The 15,683-nt window shown below is 67.8% G+C and carries 20 protein-coding genes; 15 read left to right on the forward strand and 5 right to left on the reverse strand.

All coding sequences use genetic code 11. The features are described 5' to 3' along the window. Positions 1-55: 55 nt before the first annotated feature. From CWC60_RS07395 to erpA, 4 genes are all read right to left on the reverse strand, one after another. A complete protein-coding gene (locus CWC60_RS07395) occupies positions 56-586 on the reverse strand; it encodes a CarD family transcriptional regulator (RefSeq protein WP_109793425.1) in 531 nt (176 codons plus the stop codon). 340 nt (positions 587-926) lie between these two features. Continuing rightward, positions 927-1,265, reverse strand: a complete 339-nt coding sequence (fdxA, locus tag CWC60_RS07400; RefSeq protein ID WP_109793339.1) for a ferredoxin FdxA — start codon at positions 1,263-1,265, stop codon at positions 927-929. 55 nt (positions 1,266-1,320) lie between these two features. Beyond that, the gene (locus CWC60_RS07405; protein WP_109793340.1) at positions 1,321-1,773 is read right to left on the reverse strand and encodes a tellurite resistance TerB family protein; all 453 of its coding nucleotides are present in this window, start codon (positions 1,771-1,773) and stop codon (positions 1,321-1,323) included. Positions 1,774-1,783: 10 nt separating this feature from the next. Next, positions 1,784-2,125 (reverse strand): iron-sulfur cluster insertion protein ErpA, encoded by a 342-nt coding sequence (gene erpA, locus CWC60_RS07410; RefSeq protein ID WP_109793426.1) that lies wholly within the window; start codon positions 2,123-2,125, stop codon positions 1,784-1,786. A gap of 164 nt (positions 2,126-2,289) precedes the next feature. Between erpA and argS the strand changes: the two genes are divergently transcribed. The 15 genes from argS to CWC60_RS07485 all read left to right on the forward strand — a co-directional run bounded on the left by argS (position 2,290) and on the right by CWC60_RS07485 (position 14,813). Continuing rightward, complete coding sequence (gene argS, locus CWC60_RS07415; protein ID WP_109793341.1) at positions 2,290-4,035, forward strand: arginine--tRNA ligase; 1,746 nt, start codon at positions 2,290-2,292, stop codon at positions 4,033-4,035. Next, positions 4,035-4,871 (forward strand): SPOR domain-containing protein, encoded by an 837-nt coding sequence (locus CWC60_RS07420; RefSeq protein ID WP_109793342.1) that lies wholly within the window; start codon positions 4,035-4,037, stop codon positions 4,869-4,871. Before argS ends, CWC60_RS07420 begins: the two co-directional genes overlap by 1 nt. Positions 4,872-4,875: 4 nt before the next feature. Further along, complete coding sequence (nagZ, locus tag CWC60_RS07425; protein WP_109793343.1) at positions 4,876-5,880, forward strand: beta-N-acetylhexosaminidase; 1,005 nt, start codon at positions 4,876-4,878, stop codon at positions 5,878-5,880. A 45-nt stretch (positions 5,881-5,925) separates the two neighbouring features. Next, on the forward strand, positions 5,926-6,711 hold the full coding sequence (locus CWC60_RS07430; protein ID WP_109793344.1) for a segregation and condensation protein A: 786 nt from the start codon (positions 5,926-5,928) through the stop codon (positions 6,709-6,711). After that, a complete protein-coding gene (gene scpB, locus CWC60_RS07435; RefSeq protein ID WP_109793345.1) occupies positions 6,708-7,286 on the forward strand; it encodes an SMC-Scp complex subunit ScpB in 579 nt (192 codons plus the stop codon). Before CWC60_RS07430 ends, scpB begins: the two co-directional genes overlap by 4 nt. 78 nt (positions 7,287-7,364) lie before the next feature. Further along, positions 7,365-8,405: an ABC transporter ATP-binding protein gene (locus CWC60_RS07440; protein WP_109793346.1), complete on the forward strand. Its 1,041-nt coding sequence runs from the start codon at positions 7,365-7,367 to the stop codon at positions 8,403-8,405. Between the two features lie 84 nt (positions 8,406-8,489). Continuing rightward, entirely contained in the window at positions 8,490-8,711 is a 222-nt protein-coding gene (locus tag CWC60_RS07445) for a twin-arginine translocase TatA/TatE family subunit (RefSeq protein ID WP_109793347.1), read from the forward strand. Positions 8,712-8,763: 52 nt separating this feature from the next. Further along, positions 8,764-9,192 (forward strand): Sec-independent protein translocase protein TatB, encoded by a 429-nt coding sequence (gene tatB, locus CWC60_RS07450; RefSeq protein WP_109793348.1) that lies wholly within the window; start codon positions 8,764-8,766, stop codon positions 9,190-9,192. A gap of 3 nt (positions 9,193-9,195) precedes the next feature. Next, entirely contained in the window at positions 9,196-10,017 is an 822-nt protein-coding gene (tatC, locus tag CWC60_RS07455; protein WP_109793349.1) for a twin-arginine translocase subunit TatC, read from the forward strand. Positions 10,018-10,088: 71 nt separating this feature from the next. Beyond that, a complete protein-coding gene (serS, locus tag CWC60_RS07460; protein ID WP_109793350.1) occupies positions 10,089-11,369 on the forward strand; it encodes a serine--tRNA ligase in 1,281 nt (426 codons plus the stop codon). A 10-nt stretch (positions 11,370-11,379) separates the two neighbouring features. After that, positions 11,380-12,135: a 5'/3'-nucleotidase SurE gene (surE, locus tag CWC60_RS07465; RefSeq protein WP_109793351.1), complete on the forward strand. Its 756-nt coding sequence runs from the start codon at positions 11,380-11,382 to the stop codon at positions 12,133-12,135. 9 nt (positions 12,136-12,144) lie between these two features. Next, complete coding sequence (locus CWC60_RS07470) at positions 12,145-12,792, forward strand: protein-L-isoaspartate(D-aspartate) O-methyltransferase (protein ID WP_109793352.1); 648 nt, start codon at positions 12,145-12,147, stop codon at positions 12,790-12,792. 43 nt (positions 12,793-12,835) lie between these two features. Continuing rightward, positions 12,836-13,846, forward strand: a complete 1,011-nt coding sequence (locus tag CWC60_RS07475) for a M23 family metallopeptidase (protein ID WP_109793353.1) — start codon at positions 12,836-12,838, stop codon at positions 13,844-13,846. Then, a complete protein-coding gene (locus CWC60_RS07480) occupies positions 13,843-14,334 on the forward strand; it encodes a GNAT family N-acetyltransferase (RefSeq protein WP_206419812.1) in 492 nt (163 codons plus the stop codon). The genes CWC60_RS07475 and CWC60_RS07480 overlap by 4 nt, the downstream gene beginning before the upstream one ends. Before the next feature lie 80 nt (positions 14,335-14,414). Then, complete coding sequence (locus CWC60_RS07485) at positions 14,415-14,813, forward strand: LIC_13387 family protein (RefSeq protein WP_109793354.1); 399 nt, start codon at positions 14,415-14,417, stop codon at positions 14,811-14,813. Here CWC60_RS07485 and CWC60_RS07490 read toward each other — a convergent pair. After that, positions 14,810-15,670 (reverse strand): ATP-binding protein, encoded by an 861-nt coding sequence (locus CWC60_RS07490; protein ID WP_109793355.1) that lies wholly within the window; start codon positions 15,668-15,670, stop codon positions 14,810-14,812. The genes CWC60_RS07485 and CWC60_RS07490 overlap by 4 nt on opposite strands. Positions 15,671-15,683: the final 13 nt, after the last annotated feature.

Consider the following 15,683-nt stretch of genomic DNA (forward strand, 5'->3'; position numbering starts at 1 on the left):
AAAAGGGCCGGCGCGGCGGCCAGCCCCTTTCCGAACCGTAGCTGCATCCGGTGCGTCAGGCCGCCAGCAGCTTGTTCAGCCTGTTCTGCGCATCTTCGTGGCCGATCTTCTCGACCGCCGCCAGTTCCCGGATCAGCCGCTCCTTCGCCGCCTCGTAGATCTGGCGTTCGGAATAGGACTGATCGGGCTGATCCTCGTTGCGGTGGAGATCGCGCACCACTTCGGCGATGGAAACCGGGTCGCCCGAGTTGATCTTGGCCTCGTATTCCTGAGCGCGGCGCGACCACATGGTGCGCTTCACCCGGGCGCGGCCCTTCAGGGTGTCGAGCGCCTGCTTCATGATCTTGTTGGACGCCAGCGGACGCATGCCCGTGGCCTCGGCCTTGGTGATCGGGACGCGCAGCGTCATTTTTTCGTGCGGGAAGTCGATGACGAACAGCTTCAGCGAGAAGCCGGAGATCTCCTGCTCCTCGATGGCCGTTATCTTGCCCACGCCATGGGAGGGATAGACGACATAGTCGTTGGCCGCGTACTCGCTGCGGGCCTTCTTCTTCTTCACAGCGGAATTCGCCTTCTTATCGCTCATCGTGATCTTCACCGTCCTTCGTATCGGTCCGCCTGGAATGGCGGGCGCTCGTTCATCAATGCAGACGACAACGCCTGCACGCGCCCGAACGGGAGCGCTGCCCTCCTCATCGCCGCCTGGCAATGTCCGGATTCCGGGATGACCGTCAAAAGAGGTCGGCGTTTGACATGAAAAGACGGGCCGCGTACCGCCACCCGTCAATCATGTCGGGGACAGCCGGACCAGCAACAGGCCCTCGTCAACCAGACAGCGATATATATAGCACAAAGATGACGGTTTTCCTACCCGAATCTTCCGATGCGGGCAGGACGGCGGCGGCGCGGCGCGGGATGCGGGGCGGTCAGTTCCCCTTGCCCGGGGCCTCGCTGAAGTGCTTCTCGAACTTGTTCTCGACGTCCCGCCACTCGTCCGCGTCGGGCGGAGACTCGCCCTTGCGGGTGATGTTGGGCCACTTCTCGGAGAAATCCCGGTTGAGCTCCAGCCACTTGTCGGATTCCGGGTCGGTGTCGGGAATGATCGCCTCGATCGGGCATTCGGGCTCGCACACGCCGCAGTCGATGCACTCGTCCGGATGGATCACCAGCATGTTCTCGCCCTCGTAGAAACAATCCACCGGGCACACTTCGACACAGTCCTGAAACTTGCACATGATGCAGTTTTCCGTGACGACGTAGGGCATCAGCCGTATCTCCCCAACTTGAGCGAATTCACGCGGCGGATGCCGCTTGGCATGACTAGCCGAGCCGCGCCAGCACCCTCTGCCGCGCCTCGCCATTCTCGCGATCGGAAACATAGATGAGGCCTCCGACGCGGCGCAACAGATTGGCTTCATAGGCATGCAGATCGCCGTCCGCAAGCACGACTTCCCACAGCATTTCCATAATCTCGATCCGCTGCGGCGGCGGAAGCTGCTTGATGGCGCGCGTGAAGCGGGAAATCTCCACCGCGTCGCCATGCGCCTGCTCGGCGGCGTCCATCAGCGCGCCGACCTCCTCGTCGGAAAGGTCGAAATAGCGGCCCAGCGCGGCCTCGATCGCCCGCCGCTCATCGGGCGAGAAATCGCCGTCCAGATGCGCAGCCTCGACCAGCAGGGTGGCGGCGCCGAGCCGGGTCTCGTCGGGGCCGTCGCCGGGCCGGTCTTCCTCGGTCAGCCGGTTGAACCAGCCTGCGATGCGATTGAGCGCCACGAGCTGAGGGTCACATCACCGAAAAGGACGTGCCGCAGCCGCAGCTCGCGGTGGCGTTCGGATTGCGCACCTGGAAGGAGGAGCCGATCATCTCCTCCACATAGTCGAATTCCGAGCCCTTGAGGTATTCGATCGAAACGGAATCGACCAGCACGGTAACGCCGTCCTTTTCGATCACCAGATCGTCCTCGGCCACGTCCTGGTCGAAACGGAAGTCGTACTGGAAGCCCGAACAGCCGCCGCCCAGCACCTGGACGCGCAGCTTGAGCGCCGGATTGCCCTCGGACTCGATCAACTGCGCCACCTTGGCGGCGGCGGCGTCGGTCACGGTGAAGGTCGTGTTCTGGTTCATCATGTCCGTCAACGGAGTAGGGTTTCGTTGTTGCTTCCTGATGCGCCCGGATTTAGACCGCTGGCCGAGATTGTCAATCGGCCGGCAGGGCGCACGGGTGCCGCCGTTGGCCGCCCGCGCCCGAATTCTATAGTCTGCGGCCCCGTCAGATCGAGCGATTCGCAATGAACATCTTCGAGCAGTTCCGAGAGATGATCCGGGAGGTCGTGCACGCCTGTGGCGCACTGCCCGCCGGCATCGACAGCAGCGTCGTCGGCGTGGAGCCGCCGCGTGACGCCGCCCATGGCGATCTGGCGAGCAACGCGGCGATGGCCCTGGCGCGTCAGGCGGGCATGAAGCCCCGCGACATCGCCGAGGCGCTGAAACCCGGCATCGCGGCGCTGGCCGGCGTCGAGAGTGTGGAGATCGCCGGACCCGGCTTCATCAACATCCGCCTCGATCAGGGTTTCTGGCAGGCGCGGCTGCAGGAGATCCTGCGCCGCGGCCAAGCGTTCGGCGACAGCGAGATGGGCGCCGGGCGGGCGATCAATGTGGAGTACGTCTCGGCCAATCCGACCGGTCCGCTGCATGTCGGCCACGCCCGCGGAGCGGTGTTCGGCGACGCGCTGGCCGGTCTGCTCGACAAGGCCGGGTTCGACGTCACCCGCGAATACTACATCAATGACGCCGGCAACCAGATCGACGCGCTCGCGCGGTCGCTCCACCACCGCTACCGCGAGGCGCTGGGCGTTGACGCGGGCGAGATGCCGGAGGGCCTCTATCCCGGCGACTATCTGATCGAACCGGCCCGGGAACTGGCGGAGCGCGACCAGGACCGCTGGCTCGACCTGCCCGAAAGCGAGTGGCTGGCCCCGCTGAGGAGCTTCGCCGTGGAGCGGATGATGGCGCTGATCCGCGACGATCTCGCCGCCATCGGCATCAAGCAGGAGATCTTCACGTCGGAGCTCAGCCTGCACCGGGACGGCCGTATCCAGGACGTGGTCGACGAACTGGAGAGCCGCGACCAGGTCTACACGGGCGTGCTGGAACCGCCCAAGGGCAAGACGCCGGAAGACTGGGAACCCCGGCCGCAACTGCTGTTCCGGGCGACCGACTGGGGCGACGACGTGGACCGGCCGCTCAGGAAGTCGAACGGTGACTGGACCTATTTCGCCGCCGACATCGCCTATCATCTCGACAAGTACCGTCGCGGCTTCGCCGACATGATCGATGTCTTTGGCGCCGATCACGGGGGCTATGTGAAGCGCATGGTGGCGGCGACGCGGGCCGTGACCAATGACCGGGGGCGGCTGACCATAAAGCTCTGCCAGCTGGTTCATCTCTACGAAAACGGCGAACCGGCGAAGATGTCGAAACGCGCGGGAACCTTCATCACGCTGCGCGACGTGGTCGACCGCGTCGGCCGGGACGCCGTGCGCTTCATGCTGCTGACCCGCAAGAACGAAGCGCCGCTGGACTTCGATTTCGCGAAGGTCATGGAGCAGTCGCGGGACAACCCGGTATTCTACGTGCAGTATGCCCACGCCCGCTGCTGCTCGGTGTTCCGCAACGCCGAACAGGAGATCGCCGGCCTCGATCTGTCGCGGGAGGCGCTGATCGCCGCCGACCTCGCGCCGCTCACCCATCCCGAGGAATTGGCGCTGATCAGGCTGATGGCGGCGTGGCCGCGCACGATCGAACAGGCCGCGGAAGCCTCCGAACCCCATCGGCTCGCCTTCTACCTGCATGATCTGGCTTCGGCGTTCCACGGTTACTGGACCAAGGGGCGCGACGCGGACGAGCTGCGGTTCATCCAGCCCGGCGATCCCGCACTGACCCTGGCGCGGCTGGCCATGGTGGAGGGCGTCAGGACGGTGTTGCGCAGCGGTCTCGGCGTGCTTGGCGTGACGCCGGTGGAGGAGATGCGCTGATGGCCCGCCAGGCGGAGGGCCAGGGCCGGTGGCGGCTGATCGCGGGCTTCGTCCTGCTGATCGCCGTCATGGCCTTCGCCCTCGTCGCCTGGTTCGGTGTCCGGGACGATGGGGACGCGCAGACCGCGGCCGGCGGTCAGGCCGTTCCGATCGTCCGCGCGCCGGATGGTCCTGACCGGGAGAAGCCGGAGGATCCCGGCGGCGTCGATGTTCCGGACAGGGACAAGCAGGTCTACGACACCTTCAAGCCTGCGGCGGAGCGCGGCGAGGCGAGGGTGGAGCGGCTGCTCCCCGCCGTCGAGGCGCCGCTTGCCGAGCCGGAGCCGGAGCCAGAGCCGGAGCCGCAGCCCGCACCGGTCGCGGACACGGCTACGGTCACGGCGCAGGAGGCCGCGCCTGGCGATGCCGGTCCGGAGAGCGCCGAACCTGCGGTCGTGGTCGAAGAACGCCCCGCCGCACCCGCGCTGGAGGAGAAGGAGGTTGCCGACCGTCCGGCGCCGCCGCCGGCCCGGCCCGAACCGGCCGCGAAAGCCGAGCCGAAGCCAGCGCCGCAAGCTTCTGCGGCTGCCCCGGCGGCGGATGCGGACGGCCCCTGGCAGGTGCAGATCGCCGCGTTGCGTGAAGAGGCGGACGCCACGGCCACCTGGCAAAGGGTCCAGGGCCGTCACGAAGCGCTGCTGGGCGACCTGCGGCCCACGGTCACCCGCGTCGACACCGGGGCCAATGGCGTCTTCTACCGCCTGCGCACCGGCAGTTTCGCCTCCAGGGAGGCGGCGCTGGCGTTCTGCGCCCGGCTGAAGGACAGCGGGCAGGACTGTCTTGCGGTGAAGCGGTGACGCCTTGATCCCCGCCGTCTTCGGCATTGCCGGAACCGAACTGAAACCGGAGGAGGCCGCCTTTCTGGCCGATCACAGACCCCTGGGCGTGATCCTGTTCCGCCGCAACGTGGACAATCCCGATCAGGTCCGGCGGCTGACAGACGCGGTGCGCGGCGCGCTGGACGCTGCGGGTCCCTGTCTCTGGGTGGATCAGGAAGGCGGACGCGTCCAGCGCCTGTCGCCGCCGCACTGGGAGGCGCTGCCTTCGGCCCGCCGGATCGGACAGGCGTTCGACCGCGACCCGCAGGACGGCGAGTATGCGGCCTGGCTGCTGGGCCGGATCATCGCCGACCAGGCGGCGGCCGCGGGCTTCGACATTGTCTGCGCGCCGGTGCTCGACCTCGCGCAGACGGGCGGACACGACGTCATCGGCGACCGCGCCTTTCATGCGGACCCGGAGGTCGTCGCGTTGCTGGGCAGGGCCATGGCCGACGGCCTGGCGGCGGGCGGGATCCTGGCCGTCAGCAAGCATTGGCCGGGGCATGGCCGGGCCTGGGTGGACAGCCATCTGGAACTGCCCGTGGTCGAAACCGAGCCGGTGTTGCTGGAAGCCACGGATTTCGCTGCCTTCCGCCGGGCGGCCGACTGCGCGCCGATCGCCATGACCGCCCATATCCGCTATCCGGCGATCGACCCGGACCTGCCGGCCACCCTGTCGACGCAGATCGTCGAAGGGATCATCCGCGGCTGGTGCGGTTTCGACGGCTTTCTCGTCTCCGACGACATCGACATGAAGGCGCTGGACGGCGCGCCGGGCGACCTTGCGCGTGCGGCCCTGTCGGCGGGGTGCGACGCGGTGCTGCAATGCTCCGGCGACTTCGCCGTGATGACTGCCGTGGCCGAGGCGATCGGCGGATTCTCGCCGGCCGCCGTGGAGCGCTGGAGCCGGCTCTCGGCCGCGCGGCAGGCGCCTGACTCCGTGGACCGTGCGCAATTGCTGGCCGAACTGGGTGAAGCCCTCGTCTGAAGCTGCGATAATGACGTTCCGGCGAATCACACGGACCCGACCGCGATGAACCAGAGCGCAGCCGATTTCGAGGAGGACGCCCCGCGCGAGGCCCCCGGTCAGCGGCTCGTCGTCGATCTGGGCGCCTATGAGGGACCGCTCGACCTGCTGCTCGATCTGGCCCGCGACCAGAAGGTCGATCTCGCCCGGATCTCCATGCTCGCGCTGGCGGAGCAGTATCTCGACTATGTCGAGAAAGCCCGCGAACTGCGCCTGGAACTCGCGGCAGACTACCTCGTGATGGCCGCCTGGCTGGCCTATCTGAAATCGCGCCTGCTGATTCCGGATCCGGAGCCCGAGGATGAGCCCTCCGCGCAGGAGATGGCGGCCCGGCTCAACTGGCAGCTTCGGCGCCTTCAGGCCATGCGGCAGGCCGCCGCCAGACTGCTTGAACGCGCCCGCGAGGGCCAGGATTTCCATCGCCGCGGCGCGCCGGAGGGCATCCGGGTCCAGCGCAGTTCGGCATGGACCTGCGACTACTACGACCTTCTGAAAGCCTATTCGGTCCACCTGGAGGCCAGGGGCGACAGCGAGCCGCTGCGTATCCGCCGCGACAAGGTGATCAGCGTGGAGATGGCTCTGGAACGCATGCGCAAGCTGCTCGGCGCGTTGCCCGAATGGTCCAGCCTGCAGGCCTTTCTGCCGCCGGCCATCGCCCATCCCTTCACCCGCCGGTCGGCGACCGCGTCGACCCTGCTGGCGGCGCTGGAACTGGCCAAGCAGGGCGACATCGAGATCCGGCAGGGCCGCAGTTTCGGACCCATCTACATCCGGCGCCGGGACAAGGCATGAGCGTCGACCGCGACCATGTCCGCGTGGTCGAGGCGCTGCTCTTCGCCGCCGCGGAGCCTCTGGATCTGGCGACCATCCAGCGCCGGTTGCCCGAAGGGGTGGACCCGACCGTGGTGCTCGCCGCGCTGGCCGAGGACTACCGGGGGCGTGGCGTGGAGCCTGTCCAGGTCAACGGCAAGTGGCTGTTCCGCACCGCACCGGACCTTGCCGATGCCCTGGCCGAGCACCGGGTGACGCCGAAGAAGCTCTCCCGCGCCGCCGTGGAGACGTTGGCCATCATCGCCTACCATCAGCCCGTCACCCGCGCAGAGATCGAGGAACTGCGCGGCGTCGCGGTCTCCAAGGGCACCATGGACGTGCTGATGGAGACCGGCTGGGTGCGCCCGCGCGGCCGGCGGCAGACGCCGGGGCGTCCGCTGACCTATGGCACCTCCGACGAGTTCCTGATCCATTTCGGGCTCGCCAGCCTGAACGACCTGCCGGGCATCGACGAACTCAAGGCTACCGGTCTGCTTTCGGCGGAGCCGCGCGATCCCGGCCTGTTCGATGACGGCGGAGACGACGGCGCCGCTTGAGACACGCGCCAATTGCGCCGCTGACCGAGACGGACTATCACCGCCGCTCGACGATCTTCACCCGCAGGGGCCTTTCGCTTGGCCAAGCTCCGCTTCTCCGACGTGACCCACCGGTTCGGCCCGCTGAAGGCCGTCGACGGGCTGTCGCTCGACCTTGCCGAGGGTGAGATACTCTGCCTGCTGGGGCCCTCGGGCTGCGGCAAGACGACCAGCCTGCGGCTGGCCGCCGGCCTCGAAGAACTGCAGGCGGGCCGGATCGAGATCGACGGCCGCGTGGTCGCCGAGCCCGGCCGGGCCTTGCCGCCCGAACAGCGTCGCGTCGGCATGGTCTTTCAGGATTACGCGCTGTTCCCTCATCTCACCGTCGCTGGCAACGTCGCCTTCGGCCTGAAGCACATGACTGCGGGCAACCGGCAGGAACGGGCGATGGCGATGCTGGCCAGGGTCGGGCTGACCGGCCGCGCGGACGTCTATCCCCACCAGCTCTCGGGCGGCGAGCAGCAGAGGGTCGCCCTGGCGCGCGCGCTGGCGCCGGAACCGCGGCTGATGCTGATGGACGAGCCCTTTGCCAATCTTGACGTCACGCTGCGCAATTCGGTGCGCGACGAGACGCTCTCCCTGCTGAAGGGCCTGGGCGCCACCGTGCTGCTGGTCACGCACGATCCGGAGGAGGCCATGCGCATGGCCGAACGTATCGCGGTGATGCAGGCGGGCCGGCTGGTCCAGGTGGGACCGGCGGAGGAAGTCTACCTGCGGCCGGCGGATCCGTTCATGGCGCGCTTCTTCGGGCCGGTCAACGAGATCCCGGCGAACGTGGAGGACGGCATCGCGGCGACGCCGCTCGGGTCGTTCCCGGCCGCCGGGGCGGCGGAAGGCCGGGCGCTTGCGGTGATCCGCCCGGAGGCCATGGTGCTCGACGCGGACGGTGCGGGTGACGGTGTGGAGGCGGCGGTGACCGATATCCGTCTGATCGGCGCCTACTGGCGGGTCGCCCTGGAGACGGAAGCCGGGCTGCAGCTGAGGGCCCGCACAACGGAGCGTCCGCCGGGGACCGGCGAGCGAATTCGCGTCACCGTTGACCCGCAGAGGCTGATTCTTTTTCCTGAAAGGGCCATATAGCTCTATAAGGGACCGAACCCCTTGGCGGCGGCGCGTCCATGACGCCGGCCCGCCGCCGGAACCGCAAGTGATGGAGTTTCATCTATGGGTACTTTCAGCATCTGGCACTGGCTGATCGTTCTGGCCGTGGTGCTGCTGCTGTTCGGCGGTCGAGGCAAGATTTCCAGCATCCTCGGCGACGTCGGCAAGGGCATCAAGAGCTTCAAGAAGGGCATCAGCGAAGAAGAGGCCCAGAACAAGGAAGACGCCACGGCGAACGCCAACGCCAAGGTGACCGAGGACAAGGACAAGGCAACCTCGTCCTGACAACGCGTCCCGGGCGCGCCGCTGCGGCGCGCCAACCGACAGGCTTATCCTGATGCTTGATCTCGGATGGTCCGAGCTTCTGGTGGTTGCCGTTCTGACGGTCCTGATCTTCGGGCCGAAGGAACTGCCGACCGTGCTGCGCACCGTCTCCCAGCTTCTCAGCAAGGCGCGAGGCGTCGCCCGCGATTTTCAGCGGACGATGGACGACGTGGCGCGCGAGGCCGAACTGGACAAGCTGAAGAAGGACATCACGGACAGCACGCGGCCGGAGAGCCTGCTGGACCCCTCGGGCAGCGACGACGGCATGTTCGACAGTCCCTTCGCCGAACCACGTGCGACGCCGAAGAAGCCGGCCGACGGCAAGGACCGGGACGTCTCCGAGGGACAGGGCGAGGCCGCGGCCTCCCAGGAACCGCCGGACGCGCTGGAGACGGGGTCCGGACCCCGGACCGAACCCAAGACCGCCGGAAAGGCCGGCTGATCCATGACCGATGCGGCCAACAGCCCCGACGGCGGCGACGCCTATGACGAGGTATCGGACAACAAGCAGCCGCTGATGCAGCACCTGGTGGAGTTGCGCAACCGGCTGATGTACTCGGTCGCGGCGATCATCGTCGCCTTCATCTTCTGCTTCTACTTCGCCGAAGCGATCTACGCCTTCCTGATGCAGCCGCTGGTCGACCTGGTGGGTGCGGAAAAGGGCCGGCGGATGATCTTCACCGCCCTGCACGAGGCCTTCTTCACCTACATCAAGGTGGCCTTCTGGGCGGCGTTCATGCTCGCCTTCCCGATCATCGCCAGCCAGATCTACATGTTCGTGGCGCCCGGGCTCTACCGCAACGAGAAGAAGGCCTTCGCCCCCTTCCTTGTGGCGACTCCGATCCTGTTCCTGATCGGCGGCTCCATGGTCTACTTCCTGGTCATGCCCATGGCGTGGCAGTTCTTCCTGTCCTTCGAGGCGCCGTCGGGCGATTCGTCGCTGGCGATCCAGCTGGAGCCCAAGGTGGGCGAGTATCTTTCGCTGGTGATGAAACTGATCTTCGCCTTCGGGCTCTGCTTCCAGCTCCCGGTCCTGCTGACCCTGCTGGCGCGCGTCGGCCTGGCCACGGCGGCGGGGATGCGGGCGAAGCGGAAATACGCCATCGTCGGCGTCTTCGTGGTCGCCGCGATCATCACGCCGCCGGACCCCATCAGCCAGATCACGCTCGCCATTCCGATCATCATTCTCTACGAACTCTCGATCCTCTGCGCCGTCGTCGTGGAACGGAAACGCACCCGCGCCGAGGCCGAGGAAGAGGACGGCTGACCGGGTGGACGCCGGCCGGACCGGGGCCTATAACCCGGCCAGTCTCAACTCCCTGAAACGACAGTCCCGCCATGCATGACATTCGCTGGATTCGCGACAATCCGGAGGCCTTCGACCGCGGCGTCGCCGCGCGCGGCCTCGACATCCGCGCCGCCGACCTGATCGCGATCTACGAGGCCCGCCTGGCGGTCCAGCAGGAGTTGCAGGCCAGGCAGGCCGAGCGCAATGCGGCCGCAAAGCAGATCGGCAAGGCCAAGGGCTCGGGCGACGAGGCGGAGGCCCAGCGGCTGATGCAGGCGACCGCCGACCTGAAAGCGGCGGTCCAGGGGCTGGAGGAGCAGGACCGCCAGCGTGCCGCCGAACTGGATGAGCGCCTGGCCGGCATACCGAACCTGCCGGCGGCGGACGTGCCCGTCGGTGCCGACGAGGGCGCCAACAAGCTCGTGCGGCAGGTCGGCGAACGCCCCGAATTCGGCTTCGAACCGAAGGAGCACTACGAGATCGGCGAGGGGCTCGGCCTGATGGACTTCGACGCCGCGGCCGCCATTTCGGGTTCGCGCTTCGTGGTGCTGCGCGGCCAGCTTGCCCGGCTGGAGCGCGCCATCGCCAATTTCTTCATCGACTGCCAGACGGAGGAATTCGGCTACACCGAGATCAATCCGCCGCTGCTGGTCCGCGACGAAGCGGCCTTCGGCACCGGCCAGCTTCCGAAATTCTCCGAAGACCTGTTCCGGACCGAGAACGGCTTCTGGCTGATTCCGACCGCCGAACTGCCGCTCACCAACCTGGTGCGGGAGCAGATCCTGGCGCCGGAGGAACTGCCCGTCCGCGTGGCCGCGCTGACGCCCTGCTTCCGCTCGGAGGCGGGGGCGGCTGGACGCGACACCCGCGGCATGATTCGCCAGCACCAGTTCTCGAAGGTGGAAATGGTCTGCGTTACAACGGACGACCGCTCCGACGAGGAACTGGAGCGCATGACCGGCTGCGCAGAGACCCTGCTGCAGCGGCTGGGACTGGCCTATCAGGTGATGCTGCTGTCCAGCGGCGACATGGGCGCGGCGGCGCGCAAGACCTACGACCTGGAAGTCTGGCTGCCCGGACAGGGCCGCTATCGCGAGATTTCGTCGTGCTCCAACTGCGGCGACTATCAGGCCCGGCGGATGAACGCCCGCTATCGCCCCGAGGGCGAGAAGCGGACCCGCTTCGTCCATACGCTCAATGGCTCGGGGCTGGCGGTCGGGCGGACCCTGATCGCAGTGTTGGAGAACTACCAGCAGGAAGACGGGACCGTCCGCGTGCCGGAGGTCCTGAAGCCCTATATGGGCGGCGTCGACGTGATCGGCGGCAAGTGAAGGCGAACCCATGAAGATCCTGCTGACCAATGACGACGGCATTCACGCGCCCGGCCTGAAGACGCTGGAGAATATCGCGCGGGAGCTGACCGACGACATCTGGATCGTCGCGCCGGCGCACGAGCAGAGCGGCGCGGGCCATTCGCTCAGCCTGACCAATCCGCTGCGCATGCAGAAGCTGGACGACCGCCGCTTCGCGGTTGCCGGCACGCCGACCGACTGCGTGATGATGGCACTTCGCAAGGTGGTCCAGGGCGTGCCCGACCTGGTGCTTTCCGGAGTCAACCGCGGCGCCAATCTGGCCGAGGACGTGACCTATTCGGGCACTGTCGCCGCGGCGATGGAGGCGACGCTGTTGGGCGTGCCCTCGATCGCGCTCAGCCAGGTCGGCTATTTCGGCCAGGACATCCGCTGGCAGACGGCGGAACGCCATGCGCCGGACATCATCCGCAAGCTGGTCGACAAGGGCTGGCCGGCCGACGTGCTGATGAACGTCAACTTTCCCGACGTCGAGCCCGACGATGTGAAGGGGGTTCACGTGGTCCCCCATGGCCGGCGCGATCAGTCCGACATCACCATCGACGCCCGTGTCGACGGGCGCAACGTGCCCTATTTCTGGATCGGCCTGCGCCGCCAGCGGCATCTGCCCGAGCCGGGCACGGACATCGGGGTGATCTGGCGCGAAGGCATCTCGGTGACGCCCATCAGCCTCGACCTCACCGATCCCCGGTCCCTGGCAGAGATGGGCCGGGTGTTCGGGGACTGAGCGCCGATCATGGGCGATGCCGACCGCAAGATCAGGCTGATCATGGAACTGCGCCGGGAGGGCATCACGGATGCGGCAGTGCTCGGCGCGATCGAGAAGGTGCCGCGGGAGAAGTTCATCGATCCCGCGCTGCGCCACCAGGCCTATGACAACATGCCCCTGCCGATCCGTCAGGGACAGACCATCAGCCAGCCCTATGTCGTCGCCTTCATGACCGAGAAGCTGAAGCTGGGCCATCGCATGAAGGTGCTGGAGATCGGCACGGGCTCGGGCTACCAGGCCGCGGTGCTGGCGCAGATATGCCGGCGCGTCTACACGATCGAACGCCACCGAGGGCTCTATCTCGAGGCGCGCCGGGTTCTGGAGGAACTCGGGCTGCACAACGTCGTCACCCTGCATGGCGACGGCATGAAGGGCTGGCCCGCCCAGGCCCCCTTCGACCGGATTCTGGTCACGGCCGCCGCCTTCGGCGAGCCACCGAAGGCGCTGATCGATCAGCTCGCGCCCGGCGGCATGATGCTGATCCCGGTGGGCGACAGCTCGACCAGCCAGCAGATCGTGCGCGTGACGAAGGGCGAGAACGGCGAGATCTCCCGGGAGAACATCCTGCCGGTGCGTTTCGTGCCGCTGGTCTCGGGCCTGCCCGGCGAGAGCTGAGGGTTTTCTTGTGCGCCGGGTGGGCCGCCCGTACCTTCCGCCCATGGTGATTCGCCTCGGCCTGTTGCTCGCCCTGTTTGCCGCAGCCGCCTGCGGGCCGCGCACCACGCCCGCGCCGGTGCACGACGCCAACAGCAATCTGGGCGGGGTCGTGCTGGTGCGGCAGGGCGACACCGCCTGGGGCATTGCCCGGAAGACCGGCGTGCCGGTACGCGATCTGATCGAGGCGAATGGCCTCCAGCCGCCCTATACCCTGCACATCGGTCAGCGCCTGTTCGTGCCGGATCTGCGCCTGCACCGTGTCGAGACGGGCGAATCGCTCTCGACCATCGCCGAACGCTATGACGTGGGCCGTTACGAACTGGCGCGGCTGAACGAGATCGGGCCGCCGCATCGCGTCCATCCGCGCCAGATCCTGCGTATTCCGGGGGGATCCCGTGTCGAACCGGCGATCCGTGTTGCGCGGGCCGTCGCGCCGCCGCCGCTGCCGCCGCCAAGGCCGCGGGATTTCGACCCCCGCCCGGCCAGCAGCGTTCAGGTGGCCGAGTTGCCGTCGCGGCCGCCCGAGGCGCAGCCCTCGGTCACGACCTCGCCGGCGGCCGGCCGCACGGATGTCGCCACGGCCCCGCGCCCGCCCGCCACGCCGCCGGCTCCGCCGGGTCTCATCTGGCCCGTTAGCGGTCGCGTGATCTCCGGTTTCGGCCCGAAACCGGGCGGCCTCCACAATGACGGCGTCAACATCGCCGCGCCGCGCGGCGCGCGCGTGATCGCGGCCGAAAGCGGCACGGTGGTCTATGCCGGCAACGAGCTGCGCGGCTTCGGCAACCTGATCCTGATCCGCCACGGCGACGGTCTGACCACCGCCTACGCCCATCTCGACGACATGCTGGTGGAGCGCGGGCGCAAGGTCTCGCGCGGCGATCCGATCGCCACCGTCGGCACATCGGGCGGGGTCAATCCGGCGCAACTCCATTTCGAGATCCGCAAGGGCCGCAAGGCCCTCGATCCCCGCAAGGAACTGGGATCCCTGCCCGTGGCCGCCTCGGCGTCGTGAATCCGACGCTGCGCACGCCCGGACCCGAGAACCATGCGGCGATCCGGCGTGTCCACCTGGAGGCTTTCCCCACGGCGGCGGAGGCCGACCTGGTCGAACGGCTGCGGCTGGATGGCGACGCCGCGATCGAACTTGTCGCCGACCGGGCCGGCGACGTGATCGGTCACGTCATGCTCTCCCGGATGCGCGCGGCGTTCCCCGCTCTGGGTCTCGGTCCGGTCGGCATATTGGCGGCGCATCGCGGCCAGGGAGTCGCGGACCGGCTGATCCGGAAAGCGCTGCGCAGGGCCCGGGAGGGCGGATGGCGGGCCGTCTTCGTGCTGGGTGATCCGGCCTATTATTGCCGCTTCGGCTTCCGGGCCGAACTCGCCGCCGGCTTCGACTGCGCCTGGTCGGGCCCCTATCTGATGGCCCTGCCGCTCGAGGGAACGATGCCGGCCACGACGGGGCGGATCGACTACGCGCCCGCGTTCGCGGAACTCGGCTAGAAGGCTCGCCATTCTTGGCGATAGCGCCATTATCGATCGGGCGTCGGCGGTTGTGCCGCGCAGTTTCCGGAAGTGAGCCGATGGATATCCTCTTCTTCCTCGCCGCGGGGATCTACGCGGCGCTGGGCGGGCTGCACCTGCTCTACGCCCTGAACGACATCGTGCGTGGCCCGAAATACTTCCGCCCCCGGGACCGGGCGCTGCTGGAAGGCATGCAGCAGACGACGACCGCGATCGTGCCGAAGGGGCATGATTTCTGGCGCAACATCCTGGGCTTTCACCTGAGCCACAGCCTGGGCGCAATGTTGTTCGCCCTGTTGATCGTGCTTGCCGCCGGTGACGCGACGCCGTGGCTTGAATATCCCGCATTGGCGGTCAGCGCGCTCTACACGCTGATCGCCTGGCGCTTCTGGTTCAGCGTGCCGCTGATCGGCTGCGCCCTGGCGACCGTTCTGCTGGCCGCCGCTCTGGCATTCTAGTCGAGCGGCTTGCCCTGCCGGCCGGCCAGATCCTGGATGTACTGCCAGGCGACGCGGCCCGACCGCGCGCCGCGCGTGGTCGCCCATTCCACCGCCTCGGCGCGGAGGGTTTCGTCGTCGATCTCCAGTCCGTAGCTGTCGCAATAGCCGCGGACCATCTCCAGGTAGTCCTGCTGGCTGCAGGAATGGAAGCCGAGCCAGAGACCGAAGCGGTCCGAGAGCGAGACTTTCTCCTCCACCGCCTCGGAGGGGTTGATCGCCGTCGAGCGTTCGTTTTCGACCATGTCGCGGGGCATCAGGTGGCGGCGGTTGGAGGTCGCGTAGAAGATCACGTTCGCCGGGCGGCCCTCGATACCGCCTTCCAGCACCGCCTTCAGCGACTTGTAGGCGGTGTCGTCGTGGTCGAAGGAGAGATCGTCGCAGAACAGGATGAAGCGCCGGTCGGGATGGTCCTTCAGCACGCCGAGCAGGCGGGGCAGGGAGGCAATGTCCTCGCGGTGGATCTCGATCAGGACCAGACGGCCGCCGGTCTCTGCATTGACGGCCGCGTGCGCGGCCTTGACCAGCGAACTCTTGCCCATGCCGCGCGCGCCCCAGAGCAGGGCGTTGTTCGCCGGGTGGCCGCTGGCGAAGCGGCGGGTGTTGTCGGTCAGGATGCCGCGCACGTGATCGATGCCGCGCAGCAGGCCCATCTCGACATGGTTGACCACCGGCACCGGCTGCAGCGAGGCGCTCTCCGCATGCCAGACGAAGGCCGAGGCCCGGCTCATGTCCGCCGGCTTCAGCGTCGGCGGCGCGATGCGCTCCAGCGCATCGGCGATGCGGGTCAGCAGGGCGGTCAGCTCGGTATCGCTCATCGTCTCGATCTCG

The sequence above is a fragment of the Minwuia thermotolerans genome, from assembly GCF_002924445.1.
Lineage (GTDB): Bacteria > Pseudomonadota > Alphaproteobacteria > Minwuiales > Minwuiaceae > Minwuia > Minwuia thermotolerans.